Here is a 14,750-nt window from a genome sequence, read left to right on the forward strand (position 1 = left end):
AATGGGCATTTCAAGCGAGAGAAGCGGTGAATCGGTACGCTTCGCTCTTCGCCGCAATGGTTGCTCCTGCGCCCGCAAACGGATTAGAATAGCAGCCTGGCTTTATGTCCCCGGATGTTTCCCATGCCTTCAGCACCGCTCCATCTCGATACGCCCTTGGTTCAGACAGCAGCTGGCTACAGCGCCAGTGGCAAACCGCTCCGGCTGAAGCTCGATGCGCTGCAGCCTTCCGGCAGCTTCAAGCTGCGCGGCGTCGGCCGGCTTTGCCAGCACGCGGTGGACAATGGCGCGCGCGAGATCTTCTGCGCATCCGGCGGCAATGCCGGCATTGCCGCGGCCTATGCCGGCCGGGCGCTCGGTGTGCCGGTCACCATCGTCGTGCCGGAGACGACGGCGGCCGATGTCCGCCAGACGATTGCCGCAACGGGCGCGAAAGTCCTCGTTCATGGTTCGGTTTTCGACGAAGCCAATGCCCATGCGGTCGAACTCGCAGAGAGCCGCAAGGCGAGTTATGTGCATCCCTTCGACCATCCGCTGCTGTGGGATGGCCATGCGACGCTGATCGACGAGGTGGTGGCCAAGGGTGTGACATTCGACTGCGTCGTCACCAGCGTCGGCGGCGGCGGCCTGCTTGCCGGTATTGTCGAGGGGCTGAGGCGCAACGGCCTAGCCGATGTGCCTGTAATCGCCGTCGAAACGGAAGGAGCGGCCTCGCTCAACGCCAGCCTCAAGGCGAATGAGCGCATCACCCTGCCCGCCATCACCTCGATTGCCACGTCGCTCGGCGCGCGGCAGGTGGCGGAGCATGTCTTCGACCTGCCGAAACGGCATCCGATCGAAAGCATTGTCGTCAGCGATGCCGATGCCGTTGCCGCCTGCCTGAAATTTGCCGATGCGCAGCGCATTCTGGTCGAGCCTGCCTGCGGTGCGGCCCTTGCCGTTGCCGATGTGCATGCCGGGCTGCTTGCCCGTTTCGACAATCCGCTCATCGAAGTCTGCGGTGGCATCGGCGTGTCGCTCGAAAAGCTGAGGCTCTGGAAAGAAAAGTTTCTCTGAGCTGAGATCAAAGAAAAAGCCGGGCAAAGCCCGGCTTCAGACCGCTGACAAACCCGTCGATTTTTCGGCGGGTTTTGTTTTTTGCGGATTGCGGTTTTTGGGCGGGGTTATATTTGCGGGTCGAAGAAGGGCTTGTGCGCTCACGCCAGGCTCGGTTTGGGAGCCTTTGTGAGCGCCATTGCGATCTTCTTGATGTTTTGGGCGGCGGCGGCCAGCAGGCACTGGCATGCGACGCGGGTGAGACTTCGGAAGCGGGCATAGCGATGCCCGTGAAGCTGCTTGGCATCGGCAAATGATCGCTCGACCGTCTCCTTTCGCCGCTTGTAGATGGCCTTGCCCCAAGGCGTGAGGCGGTGGGCGTCGGTGCGCTGACGGGCCTCGGCCCAGACATGGCGGGTGATGGTGCGTTCCGCCTTGGCGTTATTGGTGCAGGAGGCCAGCAACGGGCAGGTGCGGCAGATGGCCGGATCCGAGCGGTAGTGGCGATAACCGTTGCGGTCAGTGGTGGCATAGGCGAGCAGTTGGCCTTCGGGGCAGCGGTAGCCGTCTGTCTCGGGCTCATAGTCGAACTTCGACTTGCGCATCATGCCGTCCTTGGGCGGTGTCGGATTGCGGTAGCCGGTGACACCGAGAATCGTGCGATCTTCAAGACCCTTGGCGATGCCGGATGTGGCATAGCCGGCATCCAGCCCGACAGCACCGACCTCGAAGCTGAAGCGCTGACGCTGGCGGTCCAGCCGGTCGAGATAGACGATGCTGTCATGCACATTGGCGGGCGTCACATGGGTGTCGGTGATGATCGCAAGCTTGCCATCCACCGTGCGGTGATCGAGGTAGAAGAAGCCCTTCGGCTTGCCGTCACGCACCATGTAGCCGCTGTCGGGATCGGTGCGCGACACCTTGGTTTCCTTCACCTCCGGCTCGCGCTCCTTTTGCTTCAAGGGCTTTTGGCCATGCAGTGTTCGCTCGGCCTCAATCGCCCGGTCGAGATCGGCCCAGTAGTCGGAGCGTGACTTGGCAATCATCGCCAGGTCGTATTTGCCCTTGTTGGCATTGGCCTTCAGGTGGGTCGAGTCCGTATAGAGCACCGTACCGTCGACCAGCCCATGGCCGATGGCCTGCTCGACGATATGGTCAAAAATGTCCTGGGCGACCGAGGTGTCGTTGAAACGCCGGCGGCGGTTTTGGGACAGCGTCGAGGCGTCAAACACACCATCCGTCAGCTTCATCTGCAAGAACCAGCGATAGGCGACGTTCACCTCGATCTCGCGCACCAACTGTCGCTCTGAGCGCACCCCGAACAGGTAGCCGATGAACAGAGCCTTGAACATCAAGGTCGGATCGAGCGGCGGCCGGCCGTTGTCGGCGCAATAAAGGCCGGCAACGCGGTCATGGATGAAGGACAAGTCGATCGCCGCGTCGATCTTGCGCAGCAGGTGATCCTTCGGAACCAGGCTGTCGAGCGTCACCATCTCAAGAGCCGTCTGGGAAGGGGAAGGTTTCTTCAACATGTCCCACAGAATCACAAAACCCCCAGCTATGCCAGGGGTTTGTCAGCAGTCTGAAGCCGGGCAAAGCCCGGCTTGATCGACAATTTATTGGAGAGCGCTTAAGCCGCCCAAGGGTGCGAAGCGGCGTTCTTCTTCTCGAAGCTGTCGATCGCCTTGCCCTTCTCCAGCGTCAGGCCGATGTCGTCGAGACCGTTCAGCAGGCAGTGGCGCTTGAATTCGTCGAGATCGAACTTGATCGAGCCGCCATCGGGGCCGGTGATTTCGAGGTTCTCAAGGTCGACGGTGAGGATGGCGTTGGAGCCGCGCGAGGCGTCGTCCATCAGCTTGTCGAGATTTTCCTGGCTGACCTTGATCGGCAGGATGCCGTTCTTGAAACAGTTATTGTAGAAAATATCGGCGAAGCTGGTGGAGATCACGCAGCGGATGCCGAAATCGAGCAATGCCCATGGCGCGTGCTCGCGCGAGGAACCGCAGCCGAAATTGTCGCCGGCAACCAGGATCTTGGCATCGCGGTAGGCCGGCTTGTTCAGCACGAAATCCGGATTTTCGGAGCCGTCTTCGTGATAACGGGCTTCGGCGAAAAGGCCGGTGCCGAGGCCGGTGCGCTTGATGGTCTTCAGATAATCCTTCGGAATGATCATGTCGGTGTCGATATTGACGACCGGCAGGGGCGCTGCAACGCCCGTGAGCTTCACGAATTTATCCATGACCCATGCTCCATTTCAGCAAATCTACTTTCCTGAATGTGCATCTAGTCCAGTTTTTCGCCGAAATGAAGGAGAATCTTTGAAAAATGACGGCCACGCGACGTTTCGCGCGGCCTGACCTCTGCCTATGTGTCGCTACTTCGTCGGCGCGTTCAGGCCCCAGAGGACACCGAACGGGTCGCGAAGCTGGCCGTAACGGTCGCCCCAGAACATCAGTTCGACCGGCATGACGACTTCGGCGCCGGCAGCGACGGCGCGATCCCACCAGAAATCGATATCGTCGATAACCAGCTGGATGGCGAAGCCTTCATGGCCTTTGAAGGGGTGGCCGTATTCGGGATAGGCATCCGACAGCATGAGGGAGCTGCCGTTGATATAGAGATGCACATGCATCGTCCGGCCGCTCTCGTCGACCGGCACGATATAGGCTTCTTCGGCGCCGAAAGCTTTCTTGTAGAATTCCGCGGCTTTGACCGCGCCGCCGACTGTCAGATAGGGCAGCAGGCCGTTCTTGACCGGCGGCATCTTGACCGGATTGTTTTCCGTCGCATTCATGCTCATCCTCCATCGTTTTCAAGCGCCGGCTGGATGCCTGGCTGCTTCAAGGACGTAGCATGGAAGCATGATCCGACAATGTCGGTCAGTTTTTTGAGCGTAAGGCGGCTTAGAGATCGATGATCGTACCGCGGCCGTCGTTCCAGATGCGCATTTCGCGTTGGCCGTTGTTTGCCTTGGCGCGCACCGGAGCGGGCTTCATCTTCATCGACAGTGCGCGGCCGACCATCAGCACGGTCAGGATGCCGCCGACGGCGAGCGTCACCGAGAAGGTGAGCAGCAGCATGGCCACGAAAACGGTGGCGCCGGCAAGCATGAAGAAGATGGAGCGAATGTTCTGCATGGGTTTGGTACCTTTCTACAGAAAGGAATGTGGTCCTTCTTTTTCTTCTCTGCAAGGCAAGCATGGCTTTTTGTTGTCTTGCCGGGCTTTGCGAAGCTTGGCACTAATGATCGATGAGCCAAATAACCCCTCGCCGTTCCTTAAATTTGCGCCGCTCGGTGCTGAGCGTGCCCGCCATCAATCTCCGGGCGCTCGAAAAAAGCCATTCGCTTGATTGCGATGCGGTTATTTTCGATCTGGAGGATTCCGTCTCGCCCGAGAAGAAGGGGCAAGCGCGGGAAAATCTGCGCGCCTTTTTTGCGGGGCCGCCGCTTGAAGGCAAGGAAAGGATCGTCCGCATCAATTCTTTGTCATCCGAATTCGGGCCGGCGGACCTGGATCTGGTCAAGGCGCTTTTGCCCGACGCCGTTCTCCTTCCCAAGGTGGACGGACCTCGAGATATCACCGATATAGGCGATCTGCTCGCCGATGCGGATGCGCCGGAGGAGCTGCGCATCTGGGCGATGATCGAGACGCCGCGCGGCGTGCTGAATGCCGGAGCGATTGCAGAAGCCGGCCGCACGCCTGGCTCGCGGCTCGATTGCCTCGTCGTCGGCCTCAACGATCTGCGCAAGGAAACGGGCGTCTTGCCGCAGCCGGGACGAACCTATCTCGTGCCGTGGCTGATGCAGGTCGTCCTGGCGGTCAGCGCTTACGGGCTCGATGCGATCGACAGCGTCTTCAACGATTTCAGGGACGAGCAGGGTTTCGATGCCGAATGCCTGCAGGGCCGGGCCATGGGCTTTGCCGGCAAGATGCTGATCCATCCCACGCAGATCGAACCCGCCAACCGGCATTTCGGCCCGGACCCGGCAGCGATTGCGGAAGCGGAGGCGATCATATCAGCCTTTGCCGATCCCGCTTCCGATGGCTTGAACGTCATCAATTCAGGCGGGCGGATGATCGAGCGGCTGCATCTTGTCCAAGCCGAAAGCCTGGTTCATAAAGCTCGCCTGATTTCTGCAAGAAAGCCCGCCTGATGAAACTCTACCGCTTCCTGACCGGTCCCGACGACGCTTCCTTCTGCCACAAGGTCACCGCGGCCCTCAACAAGGGCTGGTCGCTGGAGGGATCGCCGACCTATGCCTTCAATGCCGCAACCGGCGCGATGCAGTGCGGCCAGGCGGTCGTCAAGACCGTCGAAGGCAAGGATTACCATCCCGAGATCAAGCTCTCCGAGCAATAGAACGTCCTGCCGGAGGCGTGATGTTTCAGCGCTCGGCGGCTTCCTCGGCGCTTGCCTCGATCCGCTCCATATCATCGTCGCTCAGCCCGAAATGGTGGCCGATCTCGTGGATCAGGACGTGGGTGATGATATCGCCGAGCGTCTCGTCATTCTCAGCCCAGTAATCGAGAATGGGGCGCCGGTAGAGGCGGATGCGGTTCGGCATCTCGCCGGTTTCCAGCGTGAAACGTTCGGAAATGCCCCTGCCCTCGAAAAGACCGAGCAGATCGAAAGGGGTTTCCAGCGCCATGTCCTCGAAAACATCGTCATCGGGGAAATCTTCGATCTCGATCGTGAGATTGGTCGTCAGCTGGCGAAATTCATCCGGCAGATGGCTATAGGCCTCCATGGCCAGCGACTCGAAGGTGCTGATCGTCGGCGCATGGCGGTCCCGCCAATCATCGCTCTGGTCTATGCGGGCCATGAATATTCCTTCCTTTGCGGGCCCATATAGAACCTTTATCGCCGGTTTTCGAGTGCGGAATCAAAGGCAGGAATAAATTCATAGAAAATGGCCGTTGACTCTTCATTAGCTCTCTGGAATCTATAAGAACATAACAGGAACAAGACGGATTGGAGAACGCCATGGCGCAGCACGCCCTGGCGCGCGAGCGGCTTTTTGCGCTCCGCGAAACCATCGCCAGATTGGAAGGGAAGCCTGCGCCGGCGCTTGCGGCAGCGGAGCGGGAAGCCCTGGCGGACGGAGGCAAGACACAGCGGAGACGCAGTCTGCCGCCCCTGGCGTTCGGGGTGGAATGTCTTGATGAGGCGCTGGAAGGCGGTCTGCCGCTCGATGCGATCACCGAATTCCGCTCCGCTCTGTCGCGAGATGCCGGTGCGGCAAGCGGGCTGGCGCTGGCTGTCGCCGCCCGGCTGCAGAGCCAGGAGGCGGCTGCCGGAAGGCTTTCCCCGCTGCTCTGGATCGGCGATGCTGTCGGCACGCTGGAGGCCGGCCGCCCCTATGTTCCCGGGCTGCGGGATTTCGGGCTGAGCCCGGAGCGGTTTTTCCATGCGGCGCCGCGCAAACTGGACGAGGCGCTCTGGCTGGTGGAGACCGCGGTGGAAAGCGCGGCCTTCTCGGCCGTCATTTTCGAAGTGCGAGGCAATCCCGCCCATTTCGGCCTGACCGAAAGCCGCAGGCTCAGTCTCAGGGCGCGTGCCGCCCGCCGTCCGCTCTTTCTTGTCCGCCAGGCCGGGGAAGAAGAGGCAAGCAGTGCGGCCTTCCGCCTGCATGTCGAACCCGCTCCATCCGGTCTGCAGCCGTTGCCGGATGGATCGAAGCTTTCCGGCAGCATCGGCAATCCGATTTTCCGTCTCACGCTGGAGAAGGGCCGCAATCCGGCTCCGCTCTGCTTTTTTCTGGAGTGGAACCCCCATGAACGCGAATTTCTCCCTGTCGCCGAGCCAAACCTCGTTCGTCCTCCAGGCGAGCAGTCAGCGCATTCTGGCGCTCAGCTTTCCGCATCTGCCAACGGACCGCATCGCCCGCAGGCGATGGGGGCTCTCCTGGCGTTCGACAGGGCGTCCTGAGGCACCGCCTATCGTCTGTTCCGGCAAACTCAACAATGCCATGCGGCTGACGGCGCTGGACGAATTGGCCGAGAGGCTGGGGCTGAAAAAGGAGCAGGGCGTTGCCGAAGCGCGTGCCATGTACCCAACGCTCGAAGTCGCGGAAGAGGATCCGGCGGCCGACCGCCGGTTGCTGGAGGCCATTGCCGACTGGTGCGACCGTTATACGCCTTTGGTGGCGTTCGACGGCAAGGACGGGCTGTTTCTCGACATCAGCGGCTGCGCCCATCTGTTCGGTGGGGAAAAGGCGCTTCTCAAGGATGTGCTGTCGCGGCTTTTTCATATGGGGATCGATGCGCGCGGGGCGATCTCATCCTCACCGGGCCTTTCCTGGGCCGCGTCGCGCTTCGGGCAAGGCGGGGTGATCGAGGACGAGGAGACGGAGCATGTGCTGATGTCCTTGCCGGTGGCAGCCTTACGGCTGGAAGGACAAACCGTCGATGCGTTGAAGAAGCTCGGTCTGAAATATGTCGGCGACGTCATCGATGCACCGCGCGCGCCGCTGACCCGCCGGTTCGGCCCGGGACTGCTCCTGCGTCTCGACCAGGCGCTGGGACGTGAGGAGGAGCCGGTCTCGCCGCGGCGTCCGGTCGCCAGTCTCTCGGCCGAAAGCCGCCTGATCGAGCCGATCGGGACGGAAGAACAGATCCTTGCCGTCACCCGGCAGGTCGCCGTGTCGCTGCAGCCGTCGCTGGAGACGCGGGGGATCGGCGGACGGGTGTTCGAACTGGTGCTGTTCCGCGTCGACGGTAGGGTCTTTCGTATCTCCGTCGGCGCTTCGCAGCCGCTTCGCGAACCGAAATTCATTGCCGGGCTTTTTTCCGAGCGATTGCAGGCAGTCTATGACGATCTCGATGCCGGCTATGGTTTTGAAATCCTGCGGTTGAATGTGTTGCGGCATGATCCCTTCAATGAGGCACAGGCTGATTTCGAGGGCGACCGTCAGGGCGAGATATCGCTTTCGGCCTTCGTCGACCGGGTCTCGGCCCGGCTGGGTGCGGATTGCCTGCACAGCTTCCAGCTCCGCGAGAGCCATGTGCCGGAACGCGCCGTCATCAGTGTTCCTGTGATGGATGGTCTTCCCCGGCGGAAGACGGCGCAGGACATTCAGCTCCCTTTCCGCCAAGAGCGCCCGTTACGGCTCTTCGCCACGCCGGAGCCGGTCGAGATCATGCTCGCCGAAGTGCCCGATGGTCCGCCGCAGATTTTCCGCTGGCGGCGCATGCAGCATCAGGTGGCAAGAAGCGAAGGACCGGAACGGATCGCCATGGAGTGGTGGATCGACGGGGATGACGCCGAGGCGCGCGACTATTTCCGCATCGAGGACGAGACCGGACATCGCTTCTGGATCTATCGTCGCGGTTTTTATGGAAGGGAACTCGATCCTCGCTGGTTCATGCACGGTGTGTTTGCATGACGAGCGGGTCCGCATTTTTCGAGATCGGCGCGAGGACGAATTTTTCGTTTCTCGAAGGCGCCTCCAGTCCTGAGGAAATGGTCGTGCAGGCCGCTCATCTCCGGCTCGGCGGTCTCGGCATTGCGGACCGGAATTCGGTTGCCGGCGTGGTCAGGGCGCATGCGCAGGCGTTGCAGCTCGAGGAGAGATACAGGAACAGAGATGCGATCATCGCCCAGGCGGAGAAAGAAGGGAAAAAGGAAAGGATTTTCGATCCCATCCGGATTCAGCCGGGCGCCCGTCTGGTCTTTTCAGATGACACGCCGGATATCCTCGCCTACCCCCGCAATCGACGGGGCTGGGCAAATCTCTGCCGCCTTCTCAGCGCCGGCAATCTGAAGGAAGAAGCGGTCAAGGGAAGCTGCCTCCTGACGGAAGCGGAGCTGATGGAATGGGGAGACGAGATGATGCTCGCGCTCGTTCCCGATCGCACCCTTGTCGATCGTCAGGGGGGCCAGTCGGTGCTGGAAGATTATCTGGAACGGTTTCGCAGACGGTTTCGCAAGGGTTTTTTTATGGCGCTGGCGCCAGCCTATGACGGTCGCGACCGGCAGGTCTTTGCGGTGCTTGCCATGCTTGCGGCGCGAAACCGCGTGCCGCTGATTGCGACCAACCAGCCGCTTTATCATCATCCCGAACGACGGCCGCTTTCGGATGTGGTGATCGCGATCCGGGAGCATGTCGAGATAGCGCAGGCCGGATTCCTGCTGGCGCCGAATGCCGAGCGCTACCTTAAGGATTCACGTGAAATGGTCCGGATCTTCCGGGACTATCCCGGCGCGATCGAAAATAGCCAGGCCTTCTTCGATAAGCTGACCTTTTCGCTGAAGGAATTGGAGCATAATTATCCGCCTGAAAACGATCCCGGCGAAACGCCGCAGCAGACGCTCGAGAGGCTGACGAGGGCGGGAGCGGCAAGGCGCTATCCCGCGGGTGTGCCGCTCAAGGTGGCGCAGCAGATCGATTATGAACTGAAACTCATCGGCGACAAGAACTACGCCTCCTACTTCCTGACGGTTTACAGGATCATCCAGCACGCCCGTTATGACCTCAAGGTCTTGTGCCAGGGGCGCGGCTCGGCGGCAAATTCGGTCATCTGCTATTGCCTCGAAATTACGGAAGTCGATCCTCAAAAAAGCACGCTGCTGTTCGACCGTTTCATTTCGATGGACCGCGACGAACCGCCGGATATCGATGTCGATTTCGAACATGATCGGCGCGAAGAGGTCATTCAGTTCATCTACAGAACCTACAAAAGAGAACATGCCGGGCTGACGGCAGGGGTGACCACCTACCGGACCCGTTCGGCCGGCCGCGAGGTCGCCAAGGCCTTCGGACTGTCGGAGGATGTCCAGTCGGCGATCAGCAGCCTCGTCTGGGGCTGGTCGGAGGACAATCTCTCCGAGCGGGATGCCAAGGCGGCCGGCCTCGACATCAAGGATCCGGTCACCAGGAACGTGCTGAAATATGCCTCCGAGCTTCTCGGCTTCCCGCGCCACCTCACCCAGCATGTCGGCGGCTTCGTCATCACACGGGACCGGCTCGACGAGGTGGTGCCGATCATGAAGACGGCGATGCCGGATCGCTACATGATCGAATGGGACAAGGACGATCTCGACAACGTCAAGATCCTCAAGGTGGATGTGCTAGCGCTCGGCATGCTGACCTGCCTGCGGAAGGGTTTTTCGCTGCTTGAACTGCATTACGGCGTGAAGAAGACGCTCGCCGATCTCGGCAACAGGGAACATGGGGACGAAGGCAGACCCGTTTACGAGATGATGGGCCGGGCCGATACGCTTGGCGTTTTCCAGATCGAGAGCCGGGCGCAGATGAGCATGCTGCCGCGTCTTAAACCGAAGCTATTCTACGACCTCGTCATCGAGGTGGCGATCGTCCGGCCGGGACCGATCCAGGGCGATATGGTGCATCCCTATCTGAAGCGCCGGGAGCAGCGGACCAGGAATATCCCGATCGAATATCCGAGCGAGGAGCTGAAAACGGTTCTGGAAAGAACCCTCGGCGTGCCGCTGTTTCAGGAACAGGCGATGCAGATCGCCATCACCGCCGCAGGCTTTGCGCCTGCGGAAGCCGACAAGCTTCGCAGAGCGATGGCGACATTCAAGCGAACCGGCACGATCGGCAATTTCGCGACGCGGTTTATCGAGGGAATGACCTCGAAGGGTTATACCCGGGAATTCGCGCAGCAGTGTTTCAACCAGATTAAAGGCTTCGGTGAATATGGCTTCCCTGAAAGCCATGCCGCCTCCTTTGCGCTGCTTGTCTATGCCTCCTCATGGCTCAAGGCCTATTATCCCGACGTCTTCTGCGCGGCGATGCTGAATTCCCAGCCGATGGGGTTTTATGCGCCGGCGCAGTTGGTCCGGGATGCACGCGAACACGGGGTCAAGATCCTGCCGGTCGACATCAACGAATCCGACTGGGATTGCGGTCTGGAGGCGGCCGGTTTCGATCCGAATGCCGTCGATTTCCGTCACCGTGAGATGCGCGGGATCATCAAGGCGCGGCATGCGGTACGGCTCGGCTTTCGGCAGATCAAGGGCGTCTCGGATAAGGAGATGGAGCTGCTCGTCAAACATCGAGGTAGAGGCTACGGTTCCGTTCGGGATCTCTGGCTGCGGTCCGGCCTGCAGAAATCCGTCATCGAGCGGCTGGCGGATGCCGATGCCTTCCAATCCCTCAAACTATCGCGACGCGACGCGCTCTGGGCGGTGCGGGCGTTGGATGTGAAGAGCGCGGCCGAGGAGCTGCCGCTTTTCGAGCCGGTCCGTCATGTCGATCTCCAGGCTGAGCCGGCAACGAAGCTGCCGGACATGCTGCCCGGAGAACAGGTCATCGAGGACTATCGTTATCTCTCGCTGTCGCTGAAGGCGCATCCGGTCTCCTTCCTGCGCGAGGAATTGCGGCATGCCGATGTGACGCGCAATGTCGATCTGTTGACGGTTCCCAACGGCAGAAGGGTGACGATCGCGGGCCTGGTGCTGGTGCGCCAACGGCCGGGATCGGCCAAAGGCGTGATCTTCATGACGCTCGAGGATGAGACCGGCGTCGCCAATGCGATCGTCTGGCCGAAGATCTTCGACACATACCGCTCGGTTGTGATGGGCGCCCGGCTGGTGAAAATCCGCGGCAGGCTGCAAAGCCAGAGCGGCGTGATCCATACCGTCGTCGAGCATATCGAGGACATGACACCGGCGCTCGGCATCCTACAGCGCGAGGCCCGGCGTTTCGGCGTCTGCGAGCGGGCAGACGAAGTGCTGAGTCCAGGTGTCGATCAGCGGCAGAAAAAGCGTGCGCATGCACAGGAGAGAGCGGATCTGGAAAAACGGATGGTGGCCACAGGCCGCAATTCCGGCATAGCGGAAACTGCCGAGGTGATGCCGCGCGGACGCAACTTCCATTAAAATGCGCCACACCGATCGGGATCTCGCTGCCCGCCTTCAGTTGCCTTATGGCGTCATCATCCTGGAAGCACTGGATAATCCCGGACGAAATGCATCGGCTTCTCATTTCGACGCCGCGTCCGGTGAAGCGGGGCTCGAATTTTTTCTTGACAGCCACCATCTTCTTTAGCAGAAAACACGATAGTCAGTGTCATGTTTGGAATGAAGACGTGCTTGTCTGCAGCTGCAATTATATAACCGACAAGGAAATCCGGGAGGTTATCACCAACCTTCTCGATGAAGATTGTTGGCAGCTTATCGTGCCGGCGAAGGTCTATCACGCCATGGAAAAACGTGGCCGTTGCTGCGGCTGTTTCCCCAATGTCGTCGATATCATTATCCAGACGACCGAGGAATATCACGCCCGTCGCCACTCGACGGAGACCGAAATATTTGATTTCATGTCCCGCTTGAAACAATTCCATGAGGAAAACAGGAGAGCGGACATTGAAAGGCGACAAAAAGGTCATCGAGCGGCTTAACGAGGCGTTGTTCCTCGAGCTCGGGGCGGTCAATCAATATTGGGTTCATTATCGTCTTCTTGAGGACTGGGGCTACACCAAGCTCGCCAAGAAGGAACGCGCCGAATCTATCGAAGAGATGCACCATGCCGACCGGCTTGTTGCACGCATCATTTTCCTCGAAGGCCATCCCAATCTGCAGGTCCTTGCGCCTCTGCGCATCGGCCAGAACGTCAAGGAAGTGCTGGAGGCCGATCTTGCCGGCGAATACGACGCCCGCGCGGCCTACAAGAAATCGCGCGATATCTGTTATGAGGCCGGTGATTACGTTTCCATGAAGCTCTTCGAAGAGCTGCTGATGGATGAGGAGGGCCATATCGACTTCCTCGAAACGCAGCTCGAGCTGCTCGGGAAAATCGGCGAAAGCAAATACGGCCAGCTCAACGCCGACTCCGCCGACGAAGCCGAATAGGATTCAAACGAAGATCGGCCGCTTGGGTGGCCGGTCTTCCGCACCTGCCTTATCGCAGCTGCAAACCAGTCCGATTATCCCGTATCGCTCAGTCTTCCGATTGCAGTCCTGCCAGATGCTGGAATTCGGCCACCACCCGGTCGTAGACGCTGCGCTTGAAGGAAACGATCAGCCCCGGCAGTTCCTGCATCGGCTTCCATTCCCAGGAATCGAATTCCGGCTCGTGGCCGCCGGGCGGCGGGTTGATGGCGATCTCGCTGTCGTCGCCATCGAAACGGAAAGCGAACCAGCGCTGCGTCTGGCCGCGGAATTTTCCCTTCAATCCGATGCCGATCAGTGCCGGCGGCAGATCATAGTTGATCCAGTCTGCCGCTTCGGCAAGCAGGGTCACCGTCTTGATGCCGGTCTCCTCGTAGAGCTCGCGATAGGCGGCGTCCAACGGATCCTCGCCCTTGTCGATGCCGCCCTGCGGCATCTGCCAGAGCTGCGGCGAGCCGTCATATTCCGAATTGCCGTCGGGAATGCGCCGCCCGGCCCAGACGAGGCCATCGCGGTTCAGGATCATCACGCCGACGCAGGGGCGGTAGGGCAGATCCTCGGCTTTCACGGTCGCCTGGCTCATCTTCTTCTCCATTCAGGGAAACTTGTGTCAGGGATTTTTGGGGTCGTTGGAAAGGGCGGCGACGCCGACGATCTCGATGCCGCGCATCGCAGCCTCCTCGCTCCATTTGGCGATGGCGTCGACACTTTCGTCGAAAGCCGAGGCGACGCCGATCGCCTGACCGTTCTTGCGAGCGATGCGCTCGAGCTCGTCGAGCTTCTTCAGGACGGCGTTGATATCGAGCTGGCCGTCGAGCTGCAGGTCGGCGAAGGCATAGGGCAGTTCGGTTCCCTTGGCGACATCAGCCGTCTTCGACTGCGCCGAGGTGCCGTCGTCGAGGAACAGCAGGCCGCGTTTGCCGATATCGCGCATGACAGGCTCCATGGCGGTGGAATCGGAGAGGAAACGGCCGCCGAGATAATTCATGACGCCGGTATAATTGGTGATCTCGCCCATCGCCTTGTGCAGGTTTTCGATGTTGCGGGCGACAGGCTTCGACGTCAGCAGCGTCTCGGGACCCGGATCGTTCGCCGGATAATCAAATGGCTCGAGCGGCACTTGCAGGAGGATCTCATGGCCGCCGCGGCGGGCTTCCTGCATCCAGCGCTGCAGGCTGTTGCCACTTGCGGCAAAGGCGAAGGTGATTTCTTCAGGCAATTCGGCGATGGCGCGCTGCGTCCCAGTCTGGCTGAGTCCGAGGCCGCTGACGACGATGGCGATGCGGACGCCGCGCGCACCGGATGAAGGGCGGGCATACTGATCCATCGGGCGCCGGCCATCAGGGCCGACGATCGGAAGCCTGCCGAACGGGGTGTCTTCGAGCAGCGCCTCATTCGGCTGGGCCGCCATGCGCGGATCCTGGCCGATCTGCATGGCATCGACCAGCACCGGCCCGCTGCCGTCGCGCGGGCGGGGGCTATATTTGGTGACCACGGAGCCATCGCCGGTGACCATCTGTTCGACATTGGCGCCCGAGCGCGGTTCGGCGCGCGGCATGCCGTCCGCCGTCTGGTTGGCGGTTGTCGCCGGTGGCTGGGGGCTATTGGCGGGCGCTGCGGCCTGTTCGGCCGCTGGGGGCTTGGCGCGTTCGAGACCATCGCCACGAAACGCCGTATAGAGGGAAAAGCCGCCTATCGCGAAAAGGCAAAGACTGGCGGCGATACGGCCGAGGCGCAGAACACCCGGGCGCCGGCTGCCGGTTTTGCGGTTGCGGCCTAAAGGCGCATGCAGGTCCGTTCCCAATTTTTTTACCCGCTCCAAAACCGGGAAACAGCAGAAAGGCTCAAGGCCGGGC

At 60.7% G+C, this 14,750-nt stretch carries 15 protein-coding genes; 8 read left to right on the top strand and 7 right to left on the bottom strand.

What is annotated here, in order from left to right; all coding sequences use genetic code 11:
• Positions 1–123: 123 nt before the first annotated feature.
• Positions 124–1,056, top strand: coding sequence for a pyridoxal-phosphate dependent enzyme (locus AF337_RS19000; protein ID WP_049733267.1), 933 nt, complete (start codon positions 124–126; stop codon positions 1,054–1,056).
• Between the two features lie 140 nt (positions 1,057–1,196).
• On the opposite strand, the gene AF337_RS19005 is transcribed toward AF337_RS19000, so the two are convergent.
• The 4 genes from AF337_RS19005 to AF337_RS19020 form a co-directional block, all read right to left on the bottom strand.
• Positions 1,197–2,567: an IS1182 family transposase gene (locus AF337_RS19005; RefSeq protein WP_049733268.1), complete on the bottom strand. Its 1,371-nt coding sequence runs from the start codon at positions 2,565–2,567 to the stop codon at positions 1,197–1,199.
• Positions 2,568–2,665: 98 nt separating this feature from the next.
• On the bottom strand, positions 2,666–3,274 hold the full coding sequence (gene leuD, locus AF337_RS19010) for a 3-isopropylmalate dehydratase small subunit (protein WP_049733269.1): 609 nt from the start codon (positions 3,272–3,274) through the stop codon (positions 2,666–2,668).
• 135 nt (positions 3,275–3,409) lie between these two features.
• The gene (locus AF337_RS19015) at positions 3,410–3,829 is read right to left on the bottom strand and encodes a VOC family protein (RefSeq protein ID WP_049733270.1); all 420 of its coding nucleotides are present in this window, start codon (positions 3,827–3,829) and stop codon (positions 3,410–3,412) included.
• 109 nt (positions 3,830–3,938) lie between these two features.
• The gene (locus AF337_RS19020; protein ID WP_010028885.1) at positions 3,939–4,172 is read right to left on the bottom strand and encodes a hypothetical protein; all 234 of its coding nucleotides are present in this window, start codon (positions 4,170–4,172) and stop codon (positions 3,939–3,941) included.
• 113 nt (positions 4,173–4,285) lie between these two features.
• Between AF337_RS19020 and AF337_RS19025 the strand changes: the two genes are divergently transcribed.
• Together AF337_RS19025 and AF337_RS19030 are read left to right on the top strand one after the other, a co-directional pair.
• A complete protein-coding gene (locus AF337_RS19025) occupies positions 4,286–5,191 on the top strand; it encodes an HpcH/HpaI aldolase/citrate lyase family protein (protein WP_049733271.1) in 906 nt (301 codons plus the stop codon).
• Positions 5,191–5,397 (top strand): DUF1737 domain-containing protein, encoded by a 207-nt coding sequence (locus AF337_RS19030; RefSeq protein WP_003589581.1) that lies wholly within the window; start codon positions 5,191–5,193, stop codon positions 5,395–5,397. Before AF337_RS19025 ends, AF337_RS19030 begins: the two co-directional genes overlap by 1 nt.
• A 25-nt stretch (positions 5,398–5,422) precedes the next feature.
• Here the strand turns inward: AF337_RS19030 and AF337_RS19035 are convergent, their stop codons facing one another.
• Entirely contained in the window at positions 5,423–5,860 is a 438-nt protein-coding gene (locus tag AF337_RS19035; protein WP_003589582.1) for a metallopeptidase family protein, read from the bottom strand.
• A 161-nt stretch (positions 5,861–6,021) separates the two neighbouring features.
• Between AF337_RS19035 and AF337_RS45535 the strand changes: the two genes are divergently transcribed.
• The 5 genes from AF337_RS45535 to bfr all read left to right on the top strand — a co-directional run bounded on the left by AF337_RS45535 (position 6,022) and on the right by bfr (position 12,855).
• A complete protein-coding gene (locus tag AF337_RS45535; protein WP_049733272.1) occupies positions 6,022–6,966 on the top strand; it encodes an ImuA family protein in 945 nt (314 codons plus the stop codon).
• Positions 6,967–6,976: 10 nt separating this feature from the next.
• Positions 6,977–8,422, top strand: a complete 1,446-nt coding sequence (locus AF337_RS19045) for a Y-family DNA polymerase (protein ID WP_280138861.1) — start codon at positions 6,977–6,979, stop codon at positions 8,420–8,422.
• A complete protein-coding gene (locus tag AF337_RS19050) occupies positions 8,419–11,883 on the top strand; it encodes an error-prone DNA polymerase (RefSeq protein WP_049733274.1) in 3,465 nt (1,154 codons plus the stop codon). Before AF337_RS19045 ends, AF337_RS19050 begins: the two co-directional genes overlap by 4 nt.
• Before the next feature lie 89 nt (positions 11,884–11,972).
• The gene (locus tag AF337_RS45540) at positions 11,973–12,404 is read left to right on the top strand and encodes a (2Fe-2S)-binding protein (RefSeq protein ID WP_082336836.1); all 432 of its coding nucleotides are present in this window, start codon (positions 11,973–11,975) and stop codon (positions 12,402–12,404) included.
• Positions 12,370–12,855, top strand: a complete 486-nt coding sequence (gene bfr / locus AF337_RS19055; protein ID WP_049733275.1) for a bacterioferritin — start codon at positions 12,370–12,372, stop codon at positions 12,853–12,855. The genes AF337_RS45540 and bfr overlap by 35 nt, the downstream gene beginning before the upstream one ends.
• An 88-nt stretch (positions 12,856–12,943) precedes the next feature.
• On the opposite strand, the gene AF337_RS19060 is transcribed toward bfr, so the two are convergent.
• Positions 12,944–13,477 (bottom strand): RNA pyrophosphohydrolase, encoded by a 534-nt coding sequence (locus tag AF337_RS19060; protein ID WP_049733276.1) that lies wholly within the window; start codon positions 13,475–13,477, stop codon positions 12,944–12,946.
• Between the two features lie 27 nt (positions 13,478–13,504).
• Complete coding sequence (locus tag AF337_RS19065) at positions 13,505–14,698, bottom strand: divergent polysaccharide deacetylase family protein (protein ID WP_049733277.1); 1,194 nt, start codon at positions 14,696–14,698, stop codon at positions 13,505–13,507.
• Positions 14,699–14,750: the final 52 nt, after the last annotated feature.

It is taken from the genome of Rhizobium ecuadorense (assembly GCF_001187535.1).
Taxonomy (GTDB): Bacteria; Pseudomonadota; Alphaproteobacteria; order Rhizobiales; family Rhizobiaceae; genus Rhizobium; species Rhizobium ecuadorense.